Source organism: Rhizorhabdus sp. GW822-FHT03C02 (assembly GCF_058801765.1).
On record NZ_JBXANN010000006.1, the window covers coordinates 103542 to 121234 of the forward strand.

Here is a 17693-nt window from a genome sequence, read left to right on the forward strand (position 1 = left end):
AATATCATGGCTGAGCGCCTCAAGCCGTTGCTGGGGATGATGGAGGCGCAGTTGCGCGCTTCCGATCCGGCCGATCTCGTCTGGCTGTCGGCGTCGGCAGGAACCGGCAAGACCCATGTGCTGACCGCGCGGGTGCTGCGGTTGCTGCTGACCGATGTCCGGCCCGAGACGATCCTCTGCCTGACCTTCACCAAGGCGGGCGCCGCCGAAATGGCCGATCGCATCCATGCCCGGCTCGCCCATTGGGCGCGGCTCGGCGACGATGCGCTCGCTCATGACCTGCGCCAGCTCGGCGAGGATGACGACGCGGATGCGGTGATGGCGGCGCGGCGGCTGTTCGCGCGGGTGCTCGATGCGCCGGGCGGGGGTTTGCGCATCCAGACGATCCATGCCTTCTGCCAGACGCTGCTGGCGGGCTTTCCCGCCGAGGCCGGCCTCGCCCCGGGCTTCCGCCCGCTCGAAGGGCGCGAGGAGGCGGCGCTCGCCCGGCGCACGCTCGCCGAGATGCTCGGTGGAGCGACCGGCGGCGGCGACCCGCCGCTGATCCGCGACGTCCAGGCGCTCAGCAGTCGGCTCGGCGAGCAGCGCACCGAATCCTATCTGATGGCCTGCGCGCGCCAGCCCGATGCGATGGCGGCGCTGGACAGCCGCGAGGGCATCGAGCCGCGGCTCAAGCATGCGCTTGGGGTCCCGCTCGGCGATGTCGAGGAGGCGATCGTCGCCGCCTGCGCCGACGAGGCGCTGCCGCTCGCCTGCCTGCGCGCGATCGCCACCGCCAATGCCAATTGGGGCACCAAGACCGGGCTCGAGCATAGCGACATCGCGGTCGCCTTCCTGATCGCTTCGCCGGCGAAGCGCGCGACGATGCTCGACGAACTGATCGGCATCCCGCGGACCAAGGCGGGCGAGCCACGCAAATATTCGGCAAAGCTGATCGACGCCGAGCCGGACTATGTCGCGCATTGCGAGACGCTGACCGTGGCGATCCGCCGGCTGCTCGAACTGCGCACCAAGGCGGCGCTGGTGCGGATCGTCGCGGCGGGCCTGCGCGCGGGCCAGACCTATGCCGCTGCCTATGTCCAGGCGAAGCGCGCCACCGGGGTGGTCGATTTCGACGACCTGATCCGCACCGCGGTCCGCCTGCTCCAGACCCCGGGCATGGGCGACTGGGTCCGCTACAAGCTCGACCAGGCGACCGACCATATCCTGGTCGACGAGGCGCAGGACACCAACACCGCGCAATGGTCGATCGTCGCCGCGCTGGCGGGCGAATATTTCGCCGGCGAGGGCGCGCGCGCGCAGGGCCACCGCACGATCTTCACCGTCGGCGATTTCAAGCAGGCGATCTTCGGTTTCCAGGGCACCGATCCGATCGCCTTCCAGGCCGCGCGGCTGTCGTTCGATGCGCGCGCGAACGAGGCCGGGCGCGAGCTGCTCGACCTTTCGCTCGATCGCAGCTTCCGATCGACTCCGCCGATCCTCGAACTGGTCGACCGGATCATCGCCGATCTCGGCGAGGACGCGCTCGGCCTGACCGAACCCGCCGAACGCCACGAAAGCGCGCGCCACAAGCTGCCGGGCACCGTCACCCTGTGGAAGCCGCTATCGATCGACCTGTCGGCCGATGTCGAGGACGAAGGCGAGGAAGGCTGGATCGACGATGCCACCCGCGCCTTCGCGACCCGGCTGGCGAAGCAGATCCGCCGCTGGCTCGACGAGCCGCTGTGGCTCGCGGGCAAGGGGCGGCCGCTGCGCCCCGAGGACATATTGATCCTGTGCCGCCGCCGCGCCGGGCTCGCCTCGCTGATCGTCGCGCGGCTGCATGCCGAGGGGGTCGCGGTCGCCGGTGTCGACCGGCTGCGGCTGACCGCGCCGCTTGCGGTCAAGGATCTGCTCGCGGCGATCCGCTTCGCGGTCCAGCGCGACGACGATCTGAGCCTCGCCGCGCTGCTGGTCTCGCCGCTGCTCGGCTGGAGCCAGGACGAGCTCTATCGGGTCGGCCATGGCCGCCGCGGCGCGCTGATCGATGCGGTGCGCGCGAAGGGCGATGCCGAGACCAATGTCGCGCTGGACGACATTTTGGGACGCGCCGATTTCACCACGCCCTATCGCTTCCTCGAACATATCCTGACCGGGCCGATCGGCGGGCGGCGCAAGCTGCTCCAGCGGCTCGGGCACGAGGCGCGCGATCCGATCGAGGAACTGCTCAACGCCGCGCTCCAGTTCGAATCTGGGGCAACCGCCTCGCTCCAGCGCTTCCTCGACTGGTTCGACCGCGGCGAGGTCGAGATCACCCGCGACCCGTCGGCGCCGCTCGATGCGGTGCGGGTGATGACGGTGCACGGATCGAAGGGGCTGCAGGCGCCGCTGGTCATCCTCGCCGACGCGACCGGCAATCCCGAGGCCAATCCCGCCTCGACCCTCAAATGGCGGCTCGCTGCCGACGATCCCTATCCGGTCCCGGTGTTCCGCCCGAAAAAGGCCGAGCTGGTCGACGAGTTTCGCGGCGATCTGGAGATCCAGGCGGCGCGCGAGATGCAGGAGCATTGGCGGCTGCTCTATGTCGCGCTGACCCGCGCCGAGGAGCATCTGGTGATCGGCGGCGCGCTCGGGCCGCGCGCGAAGGGCGAGCCGCCGGCGTCGAGCTGGTACCAGGCGGTCGACGGCGCGCTGGCCGGGCTGGGCGCGTCCTGGGTCGAGGATTCGTTATGGGACGGTGCCCGCCATTATCATGGCGCCGGCCAGCCGGTACCGGCGGTCCGCGCCGCCGCTCGGCCGCGGGGCACGGCGCCGATCCTCGCCGAACCGGTCTGGCTGCGCGCGCCCGCGCCGCAGGAAGCGCGCCCGCCGCGGCCGCTCGCACCATCGGCGATCGGTACCGACCGGGTCGCCGATCCGCCGCCGACTCCGGCGCTGCGCGAGGCGGCGCGCCGCGGATCCCTGCTTCACGCGCTGTTCGAACGGCTGCCGCCGATCGCGCCCGATCGCCGTCGTGCCGCCGCCGAGCGCTGGCTGGCGGGATCGGCCGGCGTCGGCGATGCCGATCTGCGGCGCGCGCTCGCCGAGGATGCCATCGCGGTGATCGCCGATCCGCAATTCGCCGAGATTTTCGGCGCCGACGCGCTTGCCGAGGCGCCGATCGCGGCGGTGGTCGGCGGGCAGGTGATCGCGGGCACGGTCGACCGGCTGCTGGTCACCGCCGATCGGATCATGCTGGTCGATTTCAAGACCGGCCGCCGGGTGCCGGGGTCGATCGCGGCAGTGCCCGGGCATCATCTCGATCAGATGGGGGCCTATGCGGCGGCGCTGGCGACGATCTTCCCCGGCCGGCGGGTGGACGCGGCCTTGCTCTACACCGCGGGTCCGCGGCTCATCGCGCTGCCCGGCGAACTGCTCGCGGCGCACAAGCCCGGCTATGCCCCCGAGGAGCAAAAGCATCGCGCGGGCCGTTGAGCCCGCCGCGCCGCCATCCTACATCTCGGTCAACCAAGGAGTTCGTTCATGCCGACCAAAGCCATTACCGATTCGTCGTTCACCGATGACGTCATCAATGCCGAGGGCCCCGTCCTCGTCGATTTCTGGGCCGAATGGTGCGGCCCCTGTAAGATGATCGGGCCGTCGCTCGAAGAGATCGCCGACGAACTGGGCGAGAAGGTGACGATCGCCAAGATCAACATCGACGACAATCCCGACGCCCCGGGCCGGTACGGCGTGCGCGGCATCCCGACGATGATCCTGTTCAAGAACGGCCAGCCCGCGGCCACCAAGGTCGGCGCGGCGCCGAAGAGCCAGCTCAAGGGGTGGCTCGAGAGCGAACTCTGATCGGCTCGTGACGAGATGATGATGAGGCCCGTCGGGAAACCGGCGGGCCTTTTCGCTTATCCGAACAGGATCGCCTGCGCGCGGTCCCACAGTTCGGGACTCGACGCGGCGATCGCGCCGGTGCCCGGCACATCGACCCGGTAAGGTGCGCCGTCATTGCGGGCGATCCGGCCGCCGGCTTCCTCGAGCATCAGCGCGCCCGGCGCATGATCCCAGGGGTGGGTCCGCTCATAGAGCGCGATGTCGTTCTGGCCGAGGATCAGCCGCGGATATTGCTCGCCCGCGCAGCGCGGGATCGCGACGATCTCGAACTTGCCCTGCGCGCGCGCCATCACATCCTCTTGCCGGTCCTTCGGCATGAAATAGGTCGCGATCGCCGCCTTGGGCAGCGCGCTGCCCGATCCTTTGGCCACCACCCGCTCGCCGTCGATGAAGCAGCCCTGGCCGCGTGCGGCATGGCACATCCGGTCGGCGACCGGATCATAGATCCAGCCGGCCTCGCGGGTCCCGTCGATCGTCAGCCCGATCATGATCGCGAAGGGATGCTTGCCCTCGGTGAAATTGTTGGTGCCGTCGAGCGGATCGATGATCCAGGCGGGGCCGTCGCCGATCCGGTCGACGATCGTCGGATCCGCGGCATAGGCCTCTTCGCCGATCACCCGCGCCTCGGGCATCAGCCGCGCGAGAACCTCCGAAATCCGTGCCTCCGATTCCTGGTCGACGATCGTGACATAGTCGCCGGGGGTCTTCTCGCTGACCTGGTCGGTGGTGAGCTGGCGGAAACGCGGCATCATGATGTCGCGGGCGACCTCGCGCATGAGCTGGGCGACCGGCTGGTGGAGGCGGTGCATCAGGTCAGCGCGATCATGACGTGCGGTGCATAGCCGGGACGGGCCCGGAGCTTTTCATACCAGGCCGCGACATTGGGCAGGTCGGGCCGCGCGATGTCGAGCGTGAACCAGGTGTGCGCGTAGACGCCCATCGGGATGTCGGCGATCCCGAACCCGTCGCCCGACAGCCAGAGCTGGCGCCGCAGCGCCTCGTCGAGGATCGCCATCATCTGCCCGCATTGTTCGGCGGACCTGGCGATCGCCGCGGGATCGCGCCTTTCGGGGGCGAAGCGGACCAGGTTCAGGAAGGCGTCGCGCTGGGCGTCGGCGAAGGCGAACTGCCAGTCCATCCATTTGTCGCCGACCGCGCGCAGCCGCGGATCGGCGGGCCAAAGCGCCGGCGCATGGCGCGCGGCGAGATAGCGCAGGATCGCGTTCGATTCCCAGAGGATGAAGCCGTCCTCCTCCTCGATCGTCGGGATCAGCGCGTTGGGATTCTTCGCCAGATAGGCGGCATCCATCCCGAATTTTCCGCCGACGTCGCGGCGCTCATAGGAAAGTCCGATCTCCTCGGCGAGCCAGGCGACCTTCTTGACGTTGTGCGAATTGGGCCGGCCCCAGATCGTCAGCATGCCCCCTCAGCTCCGATAGTCGGCGTTGATCGCGATATAGCCATGGGTCAGATCGCAGGTCCAAACCGTCGCCCGGCCTTCGCCGAGCCCGAGCTCGACGCCGATATCGATGTCGCTGCCCTTGAGGTGAGCGGCGACCGGCGCCTCGTCATAGCCGTCGACCGCCAGGCCGTCGCGCGCGACCTCGGTGGCGCCGAAGCGGATCGACAGCCTGTCGCGCTCGGCGGGCTCGCCGGCCTTGCCGACCGCCATCACCACCCGGCCCCAATTGGCGTCCTCGCCCGCGATCGCGGTCTTCACCAGCGGCGAATTGGCGATCGACAGGGCGATGGTGCGCGCGCTGTCGTCGGAGACCGCGCCGGCAACCTCGATCGTCACGAATTTCGACGCGCCTTCGCCGTCGCGCACCACCAGATGCGCAAGCTGGATGCACAGATCGGTCAGCGCCGCTTGGAAGGCGTCGGCGCCGGCATCGTCGAGGCTGGCGACCGGGCTGTTGCCGGCCTTGCCGGTCGCGAAGGCGAGCACGGTGTCGCTAGTCGAGGTGTCGCCGTCGACGGTGATGCACGAATAGCTCTTGGCGTTCGCGGCCTCGAGCATGGTCTGGAGCAGCGCCGGATCGATCGCGGCGTCGGTGAAGATGAAGCCGAGCATCGTCGCCATGTCGGGGGCGATCATCCCCGATCCCTTGATGATCCCGACCAGGTTGACCGTCGTCCCGCCGATCACCGCGCGGGTGACCGCGCCCTTGGCGAAGGTGTCGGTGGTCATGATCGTCGCGGCGGCCTCTTCCCAGCTCGCTTGCGGAGCGGCGAGCACCGCGTCGAGCCCGGCCTCGGCCTTGTCGATCGGCAGCGGCACCCCGATCACCCCGGTCGAGGCGACGAAGATGTCCGACGGCTGGCAGCCGACCTGTCCTGCGACCTTGGCGGCGATCGCCTCGACCGCGGCGCGGCCGCGATGCCCGGTGAAGGCGTTCGAATTGCCGGCATTGACCACAAGCGCCCGCGCGCGGCCGAGCGGCAGCGCGGCGCGGCACCATTCGACCTCGGGGGAGGGGCATTTGCTCCTGGTGGTGACGCCGGCGACCGCGGTCCCCTCGTCGAGCGCGACGAAGGTCAGGTCGCAGCGATCCCATGTCTTGTAGTGCGCGCGGGCGATTGCGGCGCGCACCCCTTCGATCCTGGGCAGAGCGGGGAAGGCGGCGGGGGCGAGCGGCGACTTTTCCATGCGCGCCCGCATAAGCGGCCTCGCCGCGCAAAACCAGCCTTTCGCGCGGCTCAAGCGGAGAGAAGGGCGATATTCCCCCGATGCCATCGATCGATCATCGCGGTGCCACGGGGCCGTCATCGTTCCGCAGCATCGCGACGGCCGATCGTTCTTGCCGGACGGGAGCAGCGCAAATGCCCTCGCCGAATTGACGTAACCCCTGTCGCCACCTATCTGCCGACCATCTCCGTGCGGTGGCTCACCCGGCCGCCTGTGCGCCCATGTTTTCAAGGAATGCCCATGCTCGGCGGCCTCGCCAAAGCCATCTTCGGATCGTCGAACGACCGCTATGTGAAGTCGCTCCATCCGATCGTGACCCGGATCAACGGGTTCGAACCGACCATCGCGGCGATGACCGACGCCCAGCTCGCCGACCAGACCGGCGTCTTTCGCCAGCGGATCGAGGCGGGCGAGACCCTCGATTCGATCCTGCCCGAGGCGTTCGCGACGGTGCGCGAGGCGGCCAAGCGCGTGCTCGGCCAGCGTCATTACGACGTCCAGCTGATCGGCGGTATCGTCCTCCACCGCGGCGAGATCGCCGAGATGCGGACCGGCGAAGGCAAGACCCAGATGGCGACCCTCGCCGTCTATCTCAACGCGCTGGCGGGCAAGGGCGTCCATGTCGTCACCGTCAACGACTATCTCGCCAATCGCGACGCCGGCTGGATGGGCAAGATCTACAGCTTCCTCGGGTTGACCGTCGGGGTGATCATCCCCAACCTGTCCGATCACGAGCGGCGCGAGGCCTATGCCGCCGACATCACCTACGGTACCAACAACGAATTCGGTTTCGACTATCTGCGCGACAACATGAAATATGAGCGTACGCTGATGGTCCAGCGGCCGTTCAATTTCGCGGTCGTCGACGAGGTCGATTCGGTGCTGATCGACGAGGCGCGCACCCCGCTGATCATCTCGGGCCCGACCGACGACAAGTCCGAGCTCTACATGCGGATCGACGATATCGTGAAGCAGGTGGTCGCGTCGGACTATGAGCTCGACGAGAAGCAGCGTTCGGTGGTGCTCACCGAGGACGGCACCGAGCGGATCGAGCGGCTGCTCGAGGCGGCGGGCCTGCTCGAGGGCGGCAATCTCTACGATTTCGAGAATACCCAGGTCGTCCATCACCTCAACCAGGCGATGCGCGCGAACAAGGTGTTCAAGCTCGACACCGACTATATCGTCAAGGACGACAAGGTCATCATCATCGACGAGTTCACCGGCCGGATGATGGACGGCCGGCGCTGGTCGGATGGCCTGCACCAGGCGGTCGAGGCCAAGGAAGGGGTCAAGATCGAGCCCGAGAACCAGACCCTCGCCTCGGTCACCTTCCAGAATTATTTCCGCATGTACCCCAAGCTGGGCGGCATGACCGGCACCGCGGCGACCGAAGCGCCCGAATTCTTCCAGATCTACAAGATGAACGTCGTCACCATCCCGACCAACGTTCCGGTGCAGCGGATCGACGAGGACGACGAATTCTACAAGAATATCAACGACAAGTTTGCCGCGATCACCCAGGCGATCCGCGACGCCAAGGAACGCGGCCAGCCGGTGCTGGTCGGCACCGTGTCGATCGAGAAGTCCGAGCTTCTGTCCGAATTCCTGATCAAGGAAAATGTCGAGCACAAGGTGCTCAACGCCCGCTACCATGAGCAGGAAGCCCCGATCGTCGCCCAGGCAGGCCGTTTCGGTGCTGTAACGATCGCGACCAACATGGCCGGCCGCGGCACCGACATCCAGCTCGGCGGCAATCTCGAATTCCGGCTGCGCGACGAACATCCCGAACTCGAGGCCGGTACGCCGGAACATGACGCCGCCGCCGAGCGGATCAAGGGTGAGATCGTCGCCGAGAAGGCGCGCGTGCTCGCCGCCGGCGGCCTGTTCGTGCTCGGCACCGAACGGCATGAAAGCCGCCGCATCGACAATCAGCTGCGCGGCCGCTCGGGGCGCCAGGGCGATCCCGGCCTCAGCCGTTTCTATCTGTCGCTCGACGACGATCTGCTGCGCATCTTCGGCCCGCAGACGATGTTCGCGCGGATGATGAACAAGAATCTCGCCGATGGCGAGGCGATCGTGTCGCCGTGGATCTCCAAGGCGATCGAGACTGCCCAGAAGAAGGTCGAGGCGCGCAACTACGACATCCGCAAGCAGGTCGTCGAATATGACGACGTGATGAACGACCAGCGCAAGGTCATCTACGAGCAGCGCGCCGACATCATGGATGCCGACACCGTCGACGACGTCGTCACCGACATGCGTGCCGAGACCGCCAATGCCCTGGTCGGCGCGGCCTGCCCGCCCAACAGCTATGCCGAGCAGTGGGATATCGAGACCCTCAAGGCGACGGCGCTCGATACGCTCGGCTTCGAACTGCCGATCGAGGCGTGGATCGCCGAGGACGGGGTCGATCCCGAGGTCGTCGCCGAGCGCGTGCTCGAAAAGGCCGACGAGCATATCGCCGCCAAGCGCGCGATGATCGACGAGGCGAGCTGGCACGGCATCGAAAAGAGCGTGCTGCTGCAGAGCCTCGACCATCACTGGAAGGAGCATCTGTCGACCCTCGACGCGCTGCGCCAGGTCATCCATCTGCGCGCTTATGCGCAGAAGACCCCGATCAACGAATATAAGCAGGAAGCCTTCGCGCTGTTCGAGCGTATGCTGGTCGCGATCCGCGAGGAGGTGACCCGCATCCTCGCCAACGCCCAGTTCAGCCTGTCGCCCGAATTCGCCGAACTGCCGCCGATGCCCGATTTCATCACCAGCCATATCGATCCGCTGACCGGCGAGGACGATAGCCGCGATTTCGACGCCGGCACGCTCGGCCACATCACCACCCGGGTGCCGCAGGCGGCGCTGGCGCCGGCCGGCGACGATTTCGTGCTGACCCCCGAGGTCGCGGCGGGATTGAGCCGCAACGCGACCTGCCCGTGCGGATCGGGCCGGAAGTTCAAGCACTGCCACGGCGCGCTCTGATCCGCCGCAGCCGACGCGGATGGACTCCAGCGCGATGACGCGCTGGGCCTGGTTCGCGCTCGGCTGGGTGCTGGTCGCGCTCGGCTTCATCGGTGCGCTGCTGCCGGTGATGCCGACGACGATCTTCCTGATCGGCGCTGCCGGCTGCTTCGCGCGTTCGTCGCCCCGGTTCGAGACCTGGTTGCTCGACCATAAATGGTTCGGACCATCGCTGCGCCGCTGGCGCGCGAACCGGGCGATCCCGCTCCCCGCCAAGATGATGGCGATCGGCAGCATGGCCGGCGGCTATGCGATCTTCCTCTACGGCGTGCGCCCGCCTTTGTGGGGCGGACTGGTCGTCGGCCTCGCGATCGCGGCCTGCGCGCTCTACGTCGGAACACGTCCGCAACAATGATTTGCAATTGTCAGTCTGGCGGCACCGGGCGAATCATCTTAATAGATGCGTGGGTTGCGTCGAATTCGGCAACGAACGGCGATCGCCGGGGGGCGATGCCGAGGTGCAGTCATCGAGTCGTGTAAGGGCCGATTTCCGAAGAGGGGGCAGGAGCGACAGTGACGCCGGACGATCAGATTTCGGAAACGAATCGGTTGCTCGTGCTGGCGGAATCGCTCGCCGGCTTCGGCTATTGGCGCCTCGATTTCACCGACGGCTCGCTGGTCTGGTCGCGCCAGATGCATCTCCTCACCGGCTTCCCCGAGGATCGGGTGCCGACTCAGGACTGGGTCGCCGAACGCTATCATCCCGATGATCGGGTCGGGGTGCTCAGTGCGCTCGACCATGCCCGCGAGACCGGCGATCTCGCCGAAATCCGTTTCCGCTGGCGGCTTCCCGACGACACCTACACCCATATCGCGATGTCGGGCCGGCGCGACGGCGCCGATGCGCTGCTCGGGGTCGCCCGCGATGTCGGCGCCGAGGTGACGCGCGAGCGCGAACTGATCGCGGCGCGCGACCATGCCCGCAGCGCCGAGCGCGCCAAGGCCGATTTCCTCGCGGTCATGACTCATGAGATCCGCACGCCGATGACCGGCATGCTCGGCACGATCGATCTGCTGCGCGACGATCCGGTCGACATGCAGCGGGTCCGGCTGCTCGAAAATCTGTCGCAGTCGACCTGCACGCTGATGAGCGTGCTCGACGACGTGCTCGATTATTCGCGGGTCGAGGCCGGGCGGATCGTCCTCGATGCGCGCGATTTCGATCTCAAGGGTCTCGTCCGCAACACGATCGACCTGTTCCAGTCGAGCGCGACGATGAAGGCGGTCCGCCTCGACGCCAACGGTCTCGACGGCGATCCGGCGACGGTGCGCGGCGATGCCTCGCGGGTCCAGCAGATCGTCTCGAACCTCGTCGGCAACGCGATCAAGACCACCGAAGGCGGGACGATCTCGATCACCCTGTCGCCGTCGCGCAGCACCAACGACGCCGATTACTGGATGGTGGTGGTGCGCGACACGGGCGCCGGCATCGGCCAGGACACGCTCGGCCGCATCTTCTCACGCTTCGAACAGGCCGATGCCTCGCTGGCGCGGGTGCAGGGCGGTTCGCCGTCGGGGCTCGGCCTCGGCCTCGCGATCAGCCGCCAGCTCGCCGAGGCGATGGGCGGATCGATCGCGGTCTCGAGCGAGGCCGGACAGGGATCGATCTGCAGCGTCGAACTGCCCTTCGCCCGGCAGGTCGCGCCGCAGGTGCCGGTAGCCGCCAATGGCGACGGCCGCCCGTCGGGGCCGCTCAGGATATTGCTGGCCGAGGATAATCCGATCAACCGCCGGCTGATGTCGGCGCTGCTCGTCCGCCAGGGCCATGACGTCGTCGCGGTCGAGGATGGCCGCAAGGCGATCAGCGCGATGACCTCGCAGCCCTTCGACCTCGTGCTGATGGACATGCAGATGCCCGAGCTCGACGGGCTCGGCGCGACCCGCGCGATCCGTGCGCTCGATCCGCCGGCGTCCGAAACCCCGATCCTCGCGATCAGCGCCGATGCGATGCCCGAGCGCCGCCGCCAATATTTCGAGGCGGGGATCGATAATTTCCTGCCCAAGCCGATCGTGTCGAGCCAGCTGATCGAGATGATCGACAAGATGCGGCGCAGCGCGGTGCTCCAGACCGAGTCGCTCGCCGACCGCTTCAACCGCGAGCGGCTGAGCTGGCTGGTCGAACAGGCCGGCTATGAGGATGCCGCGGTGCTGATGAAGATGCTGCTGTTCGACGTCGTCGATCGGCCGCAGCGCATCGCCGCCGCGATTCGCGCCACCGCCTGGGAACTCGCCTCGGCCGAAGCCGATGCGCTGCGCACCCTGCTCGACAGTTTCGGCCAGTTCGCGCTGTCGCGGCTGCTCGCCTCGATCGCCCGCCAGTGCGGCCAGCAGGCCTGTCCGTCGGCGATGGTCGACGAACTCCACGACCAGGCCGCCGCGCTCGCTATCTATCTGCGCACCGAACTGGGCGGCATTCCGACCCCGATCGCCAAGGCGATCGATAATGTCGTCGAACCGGAGTTCGTGGCAAAATCACTGGGGTGATTTTGTGGTTTTTTGTTTTGGTCCCTCAGACGCCGGGCGGGGCGCATCCGCGCCCCTTGGCTTCGCGCCAATAAGGCGCGGCGGCCGTTCGGCCTTGCGGACCCTGCGGGTCCGTTGGCGCTCTATCACCACCGCTTATTTTTAAACCGTTCGTGTCGAGCGCAGTCGAGACACCGCGCGCGACGCTGGCCGCGCGCAACGCCGCCTCTCAGGCCGATTCGACGACCCGTCCCAGCGCCGCGTCGCTCGCCAGCTTGTCGGCGCGTTCATTGTCGGGGTGGCCGGCATGGCCCTTCACCCACAGCCATTCGATCCGGTGCGGGGCGCTGGCGGCGAGCAGGCGCTGCCAGAGGTCGGCATTCTTGACCGGCTTCTTGTCGGCGGTCTTCCAGCCATTCTTGCGCCAGCCATGGATCCACTTGGTGAGGCCGTCCATCACATAGCGGCTGTCGGTCGACAGCTTGACCCGGCACGGCTTGGTGAGCGCCTCGAGCGCGCGGATCGCCGCCATCAGCTCCATGCGGTTGTTGGTGCTCGGATTCTCCGCGCCCGACATATCCTTCTCGCGCCCGCCGAAGCGCAGCACCGCGCCCCAGCCGCCGGGGCCGGGATTGCCCTTGCAGGCGCCGTCGGTCGCGATTTCGACCAGCGGCAATTCGGTTGCGGATTCGTTCGTCATCGCTTCGCTCACGCGCCCACCAGCATATCGGGATCCACTTCGGCATAGAAATCGAGCCGGCGACGATAAGCGAGCGGGTCCTTGCGGGTCACCATCGCGTCGGCAGGGGTGTTGAGCCAGTCCCAGGCACGGGTCAGCAGGAATCGCAGCGCCGATCCGCGCGCCAATATGGTGAAGGCGGCGCGCTCGAGCTCGCTCAGCCCGAAGCGCTGGTCGTAGCCCGCGATCAGCGCGCGACCGAGTTCGGGGTGGAAATGCCGGCCGTCGGCCGAGAAGCACCACGCCGAATGGGTGACCGCCACATCCCAGGCGCGGATGTCGGTGCAGGCGAAATAGAAATCGATCACCCCGCTCACCGCATCGCCGAGCATCAGCACATTGTCGGGGAACATGTCGGCGTGAACCACCGAGGTCGGCAGATGGTGCGGCCAGTTGGCGTCGAGAAAGGCGAGTTCGTCCGCGACCCGGTCGCGCAAACCGGCCTCGATCCGGTCGAGATCGTCGCCGCAGCGCGTAGCGAGTTCGTGCCAGCCGGCCAGGCCCAGACTGTTCGGGCGGCTCGGGCGGAAATCGGCGAGCGCCTTGTGCATGTCGCCGAGCGCGCCGCCGGCGGCGCGCGCCTGCGCCGGGGTCGGCGACGTCACCGAAACCCCGCTGAGGAACTCGATCAGGCAGGCTGGCCGCCCGGCCAACGTCTGGAGCTGTTGCCCGTCGCGGTCGCGCAACGCGCGCGGGATGTTCAGCCCCTTGTCGGCGAGATGGTCGAGCAGCGCGAAGAAGAAGGGCAGGTCGTCGACATTCACCCTCTTCTCGTAGAGCGTCAGGATGAAGCGGTTGCTGGTCGTCTCGATCAGGTAATTACTGTTCTCGACGCCCTCGGCGATGCCCTTGGCCGACAGCAGCGTGCCATGATCGTAGCGGTGGAGGAAGGCTGTCATCTCCTCCGGCGACACCTGGGTATAGACGGCCATCAGGCGACCAGGCTGCGTGGCAGCTTGAACAGCATGTCCTCGGTCACGGTCTCGACCTCGCGTTCGTCGATGGTGAAGCGGGTGGCGAGCGCGTCGACCAGTTCGCGGACCAGGATCTCGGGCGCGGAGGCGCCGGCGGTGATGCCGAGGGTGCGGACCCCCTCGAGCCAGTCGAAATCGATCTCGTCGGCGCGCTGGATCAGCCGCGCCTTGACGCCGACCCGCGACGCGACCTCGACCAGCCGGACCGAGTTCGAGCTGTTCGGCGCGCCGATCGCCAGCATCGCGTCGCACTGCGCGGCGATCGCCTTGACCGCCGCCTGGCGGTTCGACGTCGCGTAGCAGATATCTTCGCTCCGCGGTGCCGCGATCTCGGGAAAGCGGCGCATCAGCACCCCGATCATCTCGGCGGTGTCGTCGACCGACAGCGTGGTCTGGGTCAGGAAGGCGAGCTTGTCGGCCGGCCGCACCAGCCGTTCGGCGTCCTCGGCGGTTTCGACCAGCGTCATCAGCCCATCGGAGACTTGCCCGAAGGTACCGATCACCTCGGGGTGGCCCTTGTGACCGATGAACAGGATATGGTGGCCGTTGGCGACCAGCCGCTCGGCCTGGCGATGGACCTTCGACACCAGCGGGCAGGTCGCGTCGAGATAGTTGAGCCCGCGCTCGGCGGCCTTGGTCGGCACCGCCTTGGGCACGCCGTGCGCCGAGAACACCACCGGCACGTCGTCGGGCACCTCGTCGAGTTCCTCGACGAAGATCGCGCCCTTCGCCTTGAGGTCGTCGACGACATATTTGTTGTGGACGATCTCGTGGCGGACATAGACCGGCGCGCCATATTTCTCGATCGCCAGTTCGACGATCCGGATTGCGCGGTCGACCCCGGCGCAGAAACCGCGCGGCGCCGCGATCAGCAGCGTCAGCGGCGGGCGCGCCGAGGATGGAGCCGAGGGCTGGGACGGCGATGAGGGCGGGGGCGTTTCGAGGCCGGGCATGGCGCGCCTCTACGCGATTGCTTGCCTGCGCGGAAGGCGGTTCCTATGATCGCCGCCGACTTCCCCGGGCGACGCCCACGCGAACCGGCTTATCAAGGATGCTGCAATTGCCGAGCTTCAAGACCACAGCGATCATCCTCGCCTTCCTTCCGCTCATGGCGTGCAGATCGGGCATGGACTTCGACGAGACCGGCGGCGTGAAGATCGCGCGTTCGTCCTGCCCGGCGGTCGCGATCCCGACCTATACCGGTGACGTCACCCTGTTCAGCTCGGCCGCCGACCGCACCACCGGGGCGATCGACACCACCGCGACGATCACCAACCTGTCCACGACCTGCAGCGGCGACACCGATCCGATCCAGGTGACCGCCAGCTTCGACGTCGAGGCGCGCCGCACCGGCACCACGGGCGCGCGCACGGTGACCTTGCCTTATTTCGCGACGGTGCTGCGCGCCGGCACCGAAATCGAGTCGAAGCAGATCGGCCAGGTGACGATCAGCTTCGCCGACGGTGCCGAGCGCGCGACCGCGCATGCCAGCGCCACCGCCGCGGTGTCGAAGGCGGCGGCGACGCTGCCGCCCGAAATCCTCCAGCGCATCACCCGCAAGCGCAAGGTCGGCGACGCCGACGCCGCGCTCGATCCGATGACCGAGCCCGGCATCAAGGACGCGGTGAGCAAGGCCAATTTCGAGCTGCTGGTCGGCTTCCAGCTCAGCGAAAGCCAGCTCGCGTACAACGCGACGCGGTAGTTTGAAGGGGCCGACGATGTCGGCCCCGCCCTCAAACGCCGGGCGGCCGGCATCCGCCGTCCTTGGCTTCCTCGCAATAAGCTCGGGCGGCCGTTCGGCCTTGCGGAGGCTGCGCCTCCGTTGGTTCTTCTTCTCTCTGTCTTGCTCGGACGGTGAAAAGGAAAGGTGGAACGGGGCGCGCAACGGCCCGCAAGGCCGAACGGCCGCCGCGCCTTATTGGCGCGAAGCCAAGGGAGGCGGATGCCGACCGCCAGGCGTCAGAGGCGCCCAACATCGTTGGGCCGTCAAAAAACTCCGCTGGCCCGCCCTATCGACGTTGACACCATCTATCGCACAGGCCAAGCGTGCCTCTGCAAGCCGCCGCCGGGTCACACCAGCGGATGGCCGCGCGGGAGAGCGTCGGAGACCCCAGGGTCTGCGGCCGCCGAAGGAGCAACCGCCCCGGAATCTCTCAGGCCGAAGGACCGCGCGGACAGGTACGGCACTCTGGAAAGCGGGCGAGGCGGGTCATCCGCCGTCGCCCCACCGAAGGGGTAAGCCGGGTCGTCGAGGCCCGCGCGAAAGCTCTCAGGTTCCGTGACAGAGGGGGCAGTGGTTGGCGCCATCCTTCCGGGTGGTGCGGACTTCTGTCCCTAAAGTCCGGAGCGATCGATGAGCGAGCAGGAACCAGACGACATCATCCAGGAGCTGCCGCTCGACCAGTGGCACCGCAACCGCGGCGCGCGGATGGTGGCCTTCGCCGGCTATCAGATGCCGATCCAATATGACGGCATCATCGCCGAGCATCTGTGGACCCGCGAGCATGCCGGGCTGTTCGACGTCTCGCATATGGGTCAGTTGCTGGTCAGCGGCGAGGCGGTCGATGCCGAGCTCGAAAAGCTGTTGCCCGGCGACATCATCGGCCTCGGCACCGACAAGATGCGCTATTCGCTGTTGCTCGACGAGGATGGCGGCATCCTCGACGATCTGATGGTAACAAGGTTGCCGGGGGCAGGCTTGTTCGGCGCTGCCAATTTCTACCTCGTCGTCAACGGCGCGACCAAGGCCGACGATATCGGCCATCTCCACGAGATGCTGCCCGAGGAGATCACCCTCCATCATCTCGACGAACAGGCGCTGCTCGCGCTGCAGGGCCCCGAGGCGGTCGCCGCGCTGTCGCGGCTGGTGCCCGGGGTCGAAAAGCTCGTCTTCATGACCGCCGGCGCGTTCGAGATCGACGGCATTCCCGCCTGGATCAGCCGTTCGGGCTATACCGGCGAGGACGGCTTCGAAATCTCGATCCCCGCCGAGGCCGCCGATCGGATCGCGACCCTGCTCGCCGACCAGCCCGAGGTGAAGCCGATCGGGCTCGGCGCGCGCGACTCGCTGCGGCTCGAGGCCGGGCTGCCGCTCTACGGCCATGATCTCGATACGAGCAGCGACCCGGCGATGGCCGGGCTCGGCTTCGCGGTGCCCAAGCGCCGCCGCGCCGAAGGCGGCTTTCCGGGCGCCGATCGCATCATCCGCCATTTCGCCGACGGCCCGCCGTCGAAGCGGATCGGCCTCGCGGTCGAAGGCCGGCTGCCCGCGCGCGAGGGCGCGCAGGTTTTTGCCGGCGACACGCTGGTCGGGGTCGTGACCTCGGGCGGGTTCAGCCCGTCGCTGCAGGCGCCGATCGCGATGGGCTATGTGTCCGCCGCCCACGCCGCCACCGGCACTGCGCTGCAGATCGACGTCCGCGGCAAGCGGCTCGCGGCCACCGTCGCGCCGATGCCGTTCGTCCCCCATCGCTATGTCCGCAAGGGAGCCTGACCCGATGACGACCTATTACACCAAGGACCATGAGTGGATCGAAGTCGAGGGCGGCAGCGCCACCGTCGGCATCACCGATTTCGCGCAGGGCCAGCTCGGCGACATCGTGTTCGTCGAATTGCCGGCGGCCGGCAAGACCGTCGAGAAGGGCGCCGATGCCGCCGTCGTCGAATCGGTCAAGGCGGCCTCCGACGTCTATTCGCCGGTCACTGGCACCGTCACCGAATCGAATCCGGCGCTCGAGGAAGATCCTGCGCTGGTCAACTCGGCCCCCGAGGGCGCCGGCTGGTTCTTCAAGCTGACCCTCGCCGATCCGGCCGAGCTCGAAGGCCTGATGGACGCCGACGAGTACAAGGCGCTCTGCGCGACGCTTTGACGACTTAAGCCCCTCCCTCTTAGGGAGGGGTTTGGGGTGGGTGGCGAGCGTAGCGAGCCTTCCCAGTGCCCCGCAAAAGC

General features: G+C 67.7%; 14 protein-coding genes and 1 riboswitch. Of the genes, 8 read left to right on the forward strand and 6 right to left on the reverse strand.

The window, feature by feature from the left end; all coding sequences use genetic code 11:
- Nucleotides 1-6: 6 nt before the first annotated feature.
- Together addA and trxA are read left to right on the forward strand one after the other, a co-directional pair.
- A complete protein-coding gene (gene addA, locus AC1RM6_RS16535; protein ID WP_493103117.1) occupies nucleotides 7-3453 on the forward strand; it encodes a double-strand break repair helicase AddA in 3447 nt (1148 codons plus the stop codon).
- A 48-nt stretch (nucleotides 3454-3501) separates the two neighbouring features.
- Complete coding sequence (trxA, locus tag AC1RM6_RS16540; protein ID WP_493103119.1) at nucleotides 3502-3822, forward strand: thioredoxin TrxA; 321 nt, start codon at nucleotides 3502-3504, stop codon at nucleotides 3820-3822.
- Nucleotides 3823-3878: 56 nt separating this feature from the next.
- On the opposite strand, the gene AC1RM6_RS16545 is transcribed toward trxA, so the two are convergent.
- Genes AC1RM6_RS16545 through argJ form a run of 3 tightly spaced genes read right to left on the reverse strand, consistent with a single transcriptional unit; the run spans nucleotide 3879 to nucleotide 6514 of the window.
- A complete protein-coding gene (locus tag AC1RM6_RS16545) occupies nucleotides 3879-4673 on the reverse strand; it encodes an inositol monophosphatase family protein (protein WP_493103121.1) in 795 nt (264 codons plus the stop codon).
- The gene (locus tag AC1RM6_RS16550) at nucleotides 4673-5284 is read right to left on the reverse strand and encodes a glutathione S-transferase family protein (protein WP_493103123.1); all 612 of its coding nucleotides are present in this window, start codon (nucleotides 5282-5284) and stop codon (nucleotides 4673-4675) included. Before AC1RM6_RS16550 ends, AC1RM6_RS16545 begins: the two co-directional genes overlap by 1 nt.
- A gap of 6 nt (nucleotides 5285-5290) precedes the next feature.
- Nucleotides 5291-6514 (reverse strand): bifunctional glutamate N-acetyltransferase/amino-acid acetyltransferase ArgJ, encoded by a 1224-nt coding sequence (argJ, locus tag AC1RM6_RS16555; protein ID WP_493103125.1) that lies wholly within the window; start codon nucleotides 6512-6514, stop codon nucleotides 5291-5293.
- 279 nt (nucleotides 6515-6793) lie between these two features.
- Here argJ and secA point away from each other — a divergent pair, with 279 nt between their 5' ends.
- The 3 genes from secA (at nucleotide 6794) to AC1RM6_RS16570 (ending at nucleotide 12052) form a co-directional block, all read left to right on the forward strand.
- On the forward strand, nucleotides 6794-9529 hold the full coding sequence (gene secA / locus AC1RM6_RS16560; protein WP_493103127.1) for a preprotein translocase subunit SecA: 2736 nt from the start codon (nucleotides 6794-6796) through the stop codon (nucleotides 9527-9529).
- Between the two features lie 19 nt (nucleotides 9530-9548).
- A complete protein-coding gene (locus AC1RM6_RS16565) occupies nucleotides 9549-9923 on the forward strand; it encodes a YbaN family protein (protein WP_493103128.1) in 375 nt (124 codons plus the stop codon).
- Between the two features lie 158 nt (nucleotides 9924-10081).
- Nucleotides 10082-12052: a PAS domain-containing hybrid sensor histidine kinase/response regulator gene (locus AC1RM6_RS16570; protein WP_493103130.1), complete on the forward strand. Its 1971-nt coding sequence runs from the start codon at nucleotides 10082-10084 to the stop codon at nucleotides 12050-12052.
- Between the two features lie 208 nt (nucleotides 12053-12260).
- Here the strand turns inward: AC1RM6_RS16570 and rnhA are convergent, their stop codons facing one another.
- From rnhA to ispH, 3 genes are read right to left on the reverse strand one after another with little or no spacing between them, the layout of a single operon-like run.
- Nucleotides 12261-12731, reverse strand: coding sequence for a ribonuclease HI (rnhA, locus tag AC1RM6_RS16575; RefSeq protein WP_493103132.1), 471 nt, complete (start codon nucleotides 12729-12731; stop codon nucleotides 12261-12263).
- An 8-nt stretch (nucleotides 12732-12739) separates the two neighbouring features.
- The gene (gene thrB / locus AC1RM6_RS16580; protein ID WP_493103134.1) at nucleotides 12740-13702 is read right to left on the reverse strand and encodes a homoserine kinase; all 963 of its coding nucleotides are present in this window, start codon (nucleotides 13700-13702) and stop codon (nucleotides 12740-12742) included.
- The gene (gene ispH / locus AC1RM6_RS16585; protein WP_493103136.1) at nucleotides 13702-14697 is read right to left on the reverse strand and encodes a 4-hydroxy-3-methylbut-2-enyl diphosphate reductase; all 996 of its coding nucleotides are present in this window, start codon (nucleotides 14695-14697) and stop codon (nucleotides 13702-13704) included. Before ispH ends, thrB begins: the two co-directional genes overlap by 1 nt.
- Nucleotides 14698-14795: 98 nt before the next feature.
- Here ispH and AC1RM6_RS16590 point away from each other — a divergent pair, with 98 nt between their 5' ends.
- The 3 genes from AC1RM6_RS16590 (at nucleotide 14796) to gcvH (ending at nucleotide 17613) form a co-directional block, all read left to right on the forward strand.
- Entirely contained in the window at nucleotides 14796-15446 is a 651-nt protein-coding gene (locus AC1RM6_RS16590; RefSeq protein WP_493103138.1) for a hypothetical protein, read from the forward strand.
- 379 nt (nucleotides 15447-15825) lie between these two features.
- Nucleotides 15826-15923: riboswitch (glycine riboswitch) on the forward strand.
- 174 nt (nucleotides 15924-16097) lie between these two features.
- A complete protein-coding gene (gcvT, locus tag AC1RM6_RS16595) occupies nucleotides 16098-17237 on the forward strand; it encodes a glycine cleavage system aminomethyltransferase GcvT (RefSeq protein ID WP_493103140.1) in 1140 nt (379 codons plus the stop codon).
- A 4-nt stretch (nucleotides 17238-17241) separates the two neighbouring features.
- Nucleotides 17242-17613, forward strand: a complete 372-nt coding sequence (gcvH, locus tag AC1RM6_RS16600) for a glycine cleavage system protein GcvH (protein ID WP_493103142.1) — start codon at nucleotides 17242-17244, stop codon at nucleotides 17611-17613.
- Nucleotides 17614-17693: the final 80 nt, after the last annotated feature.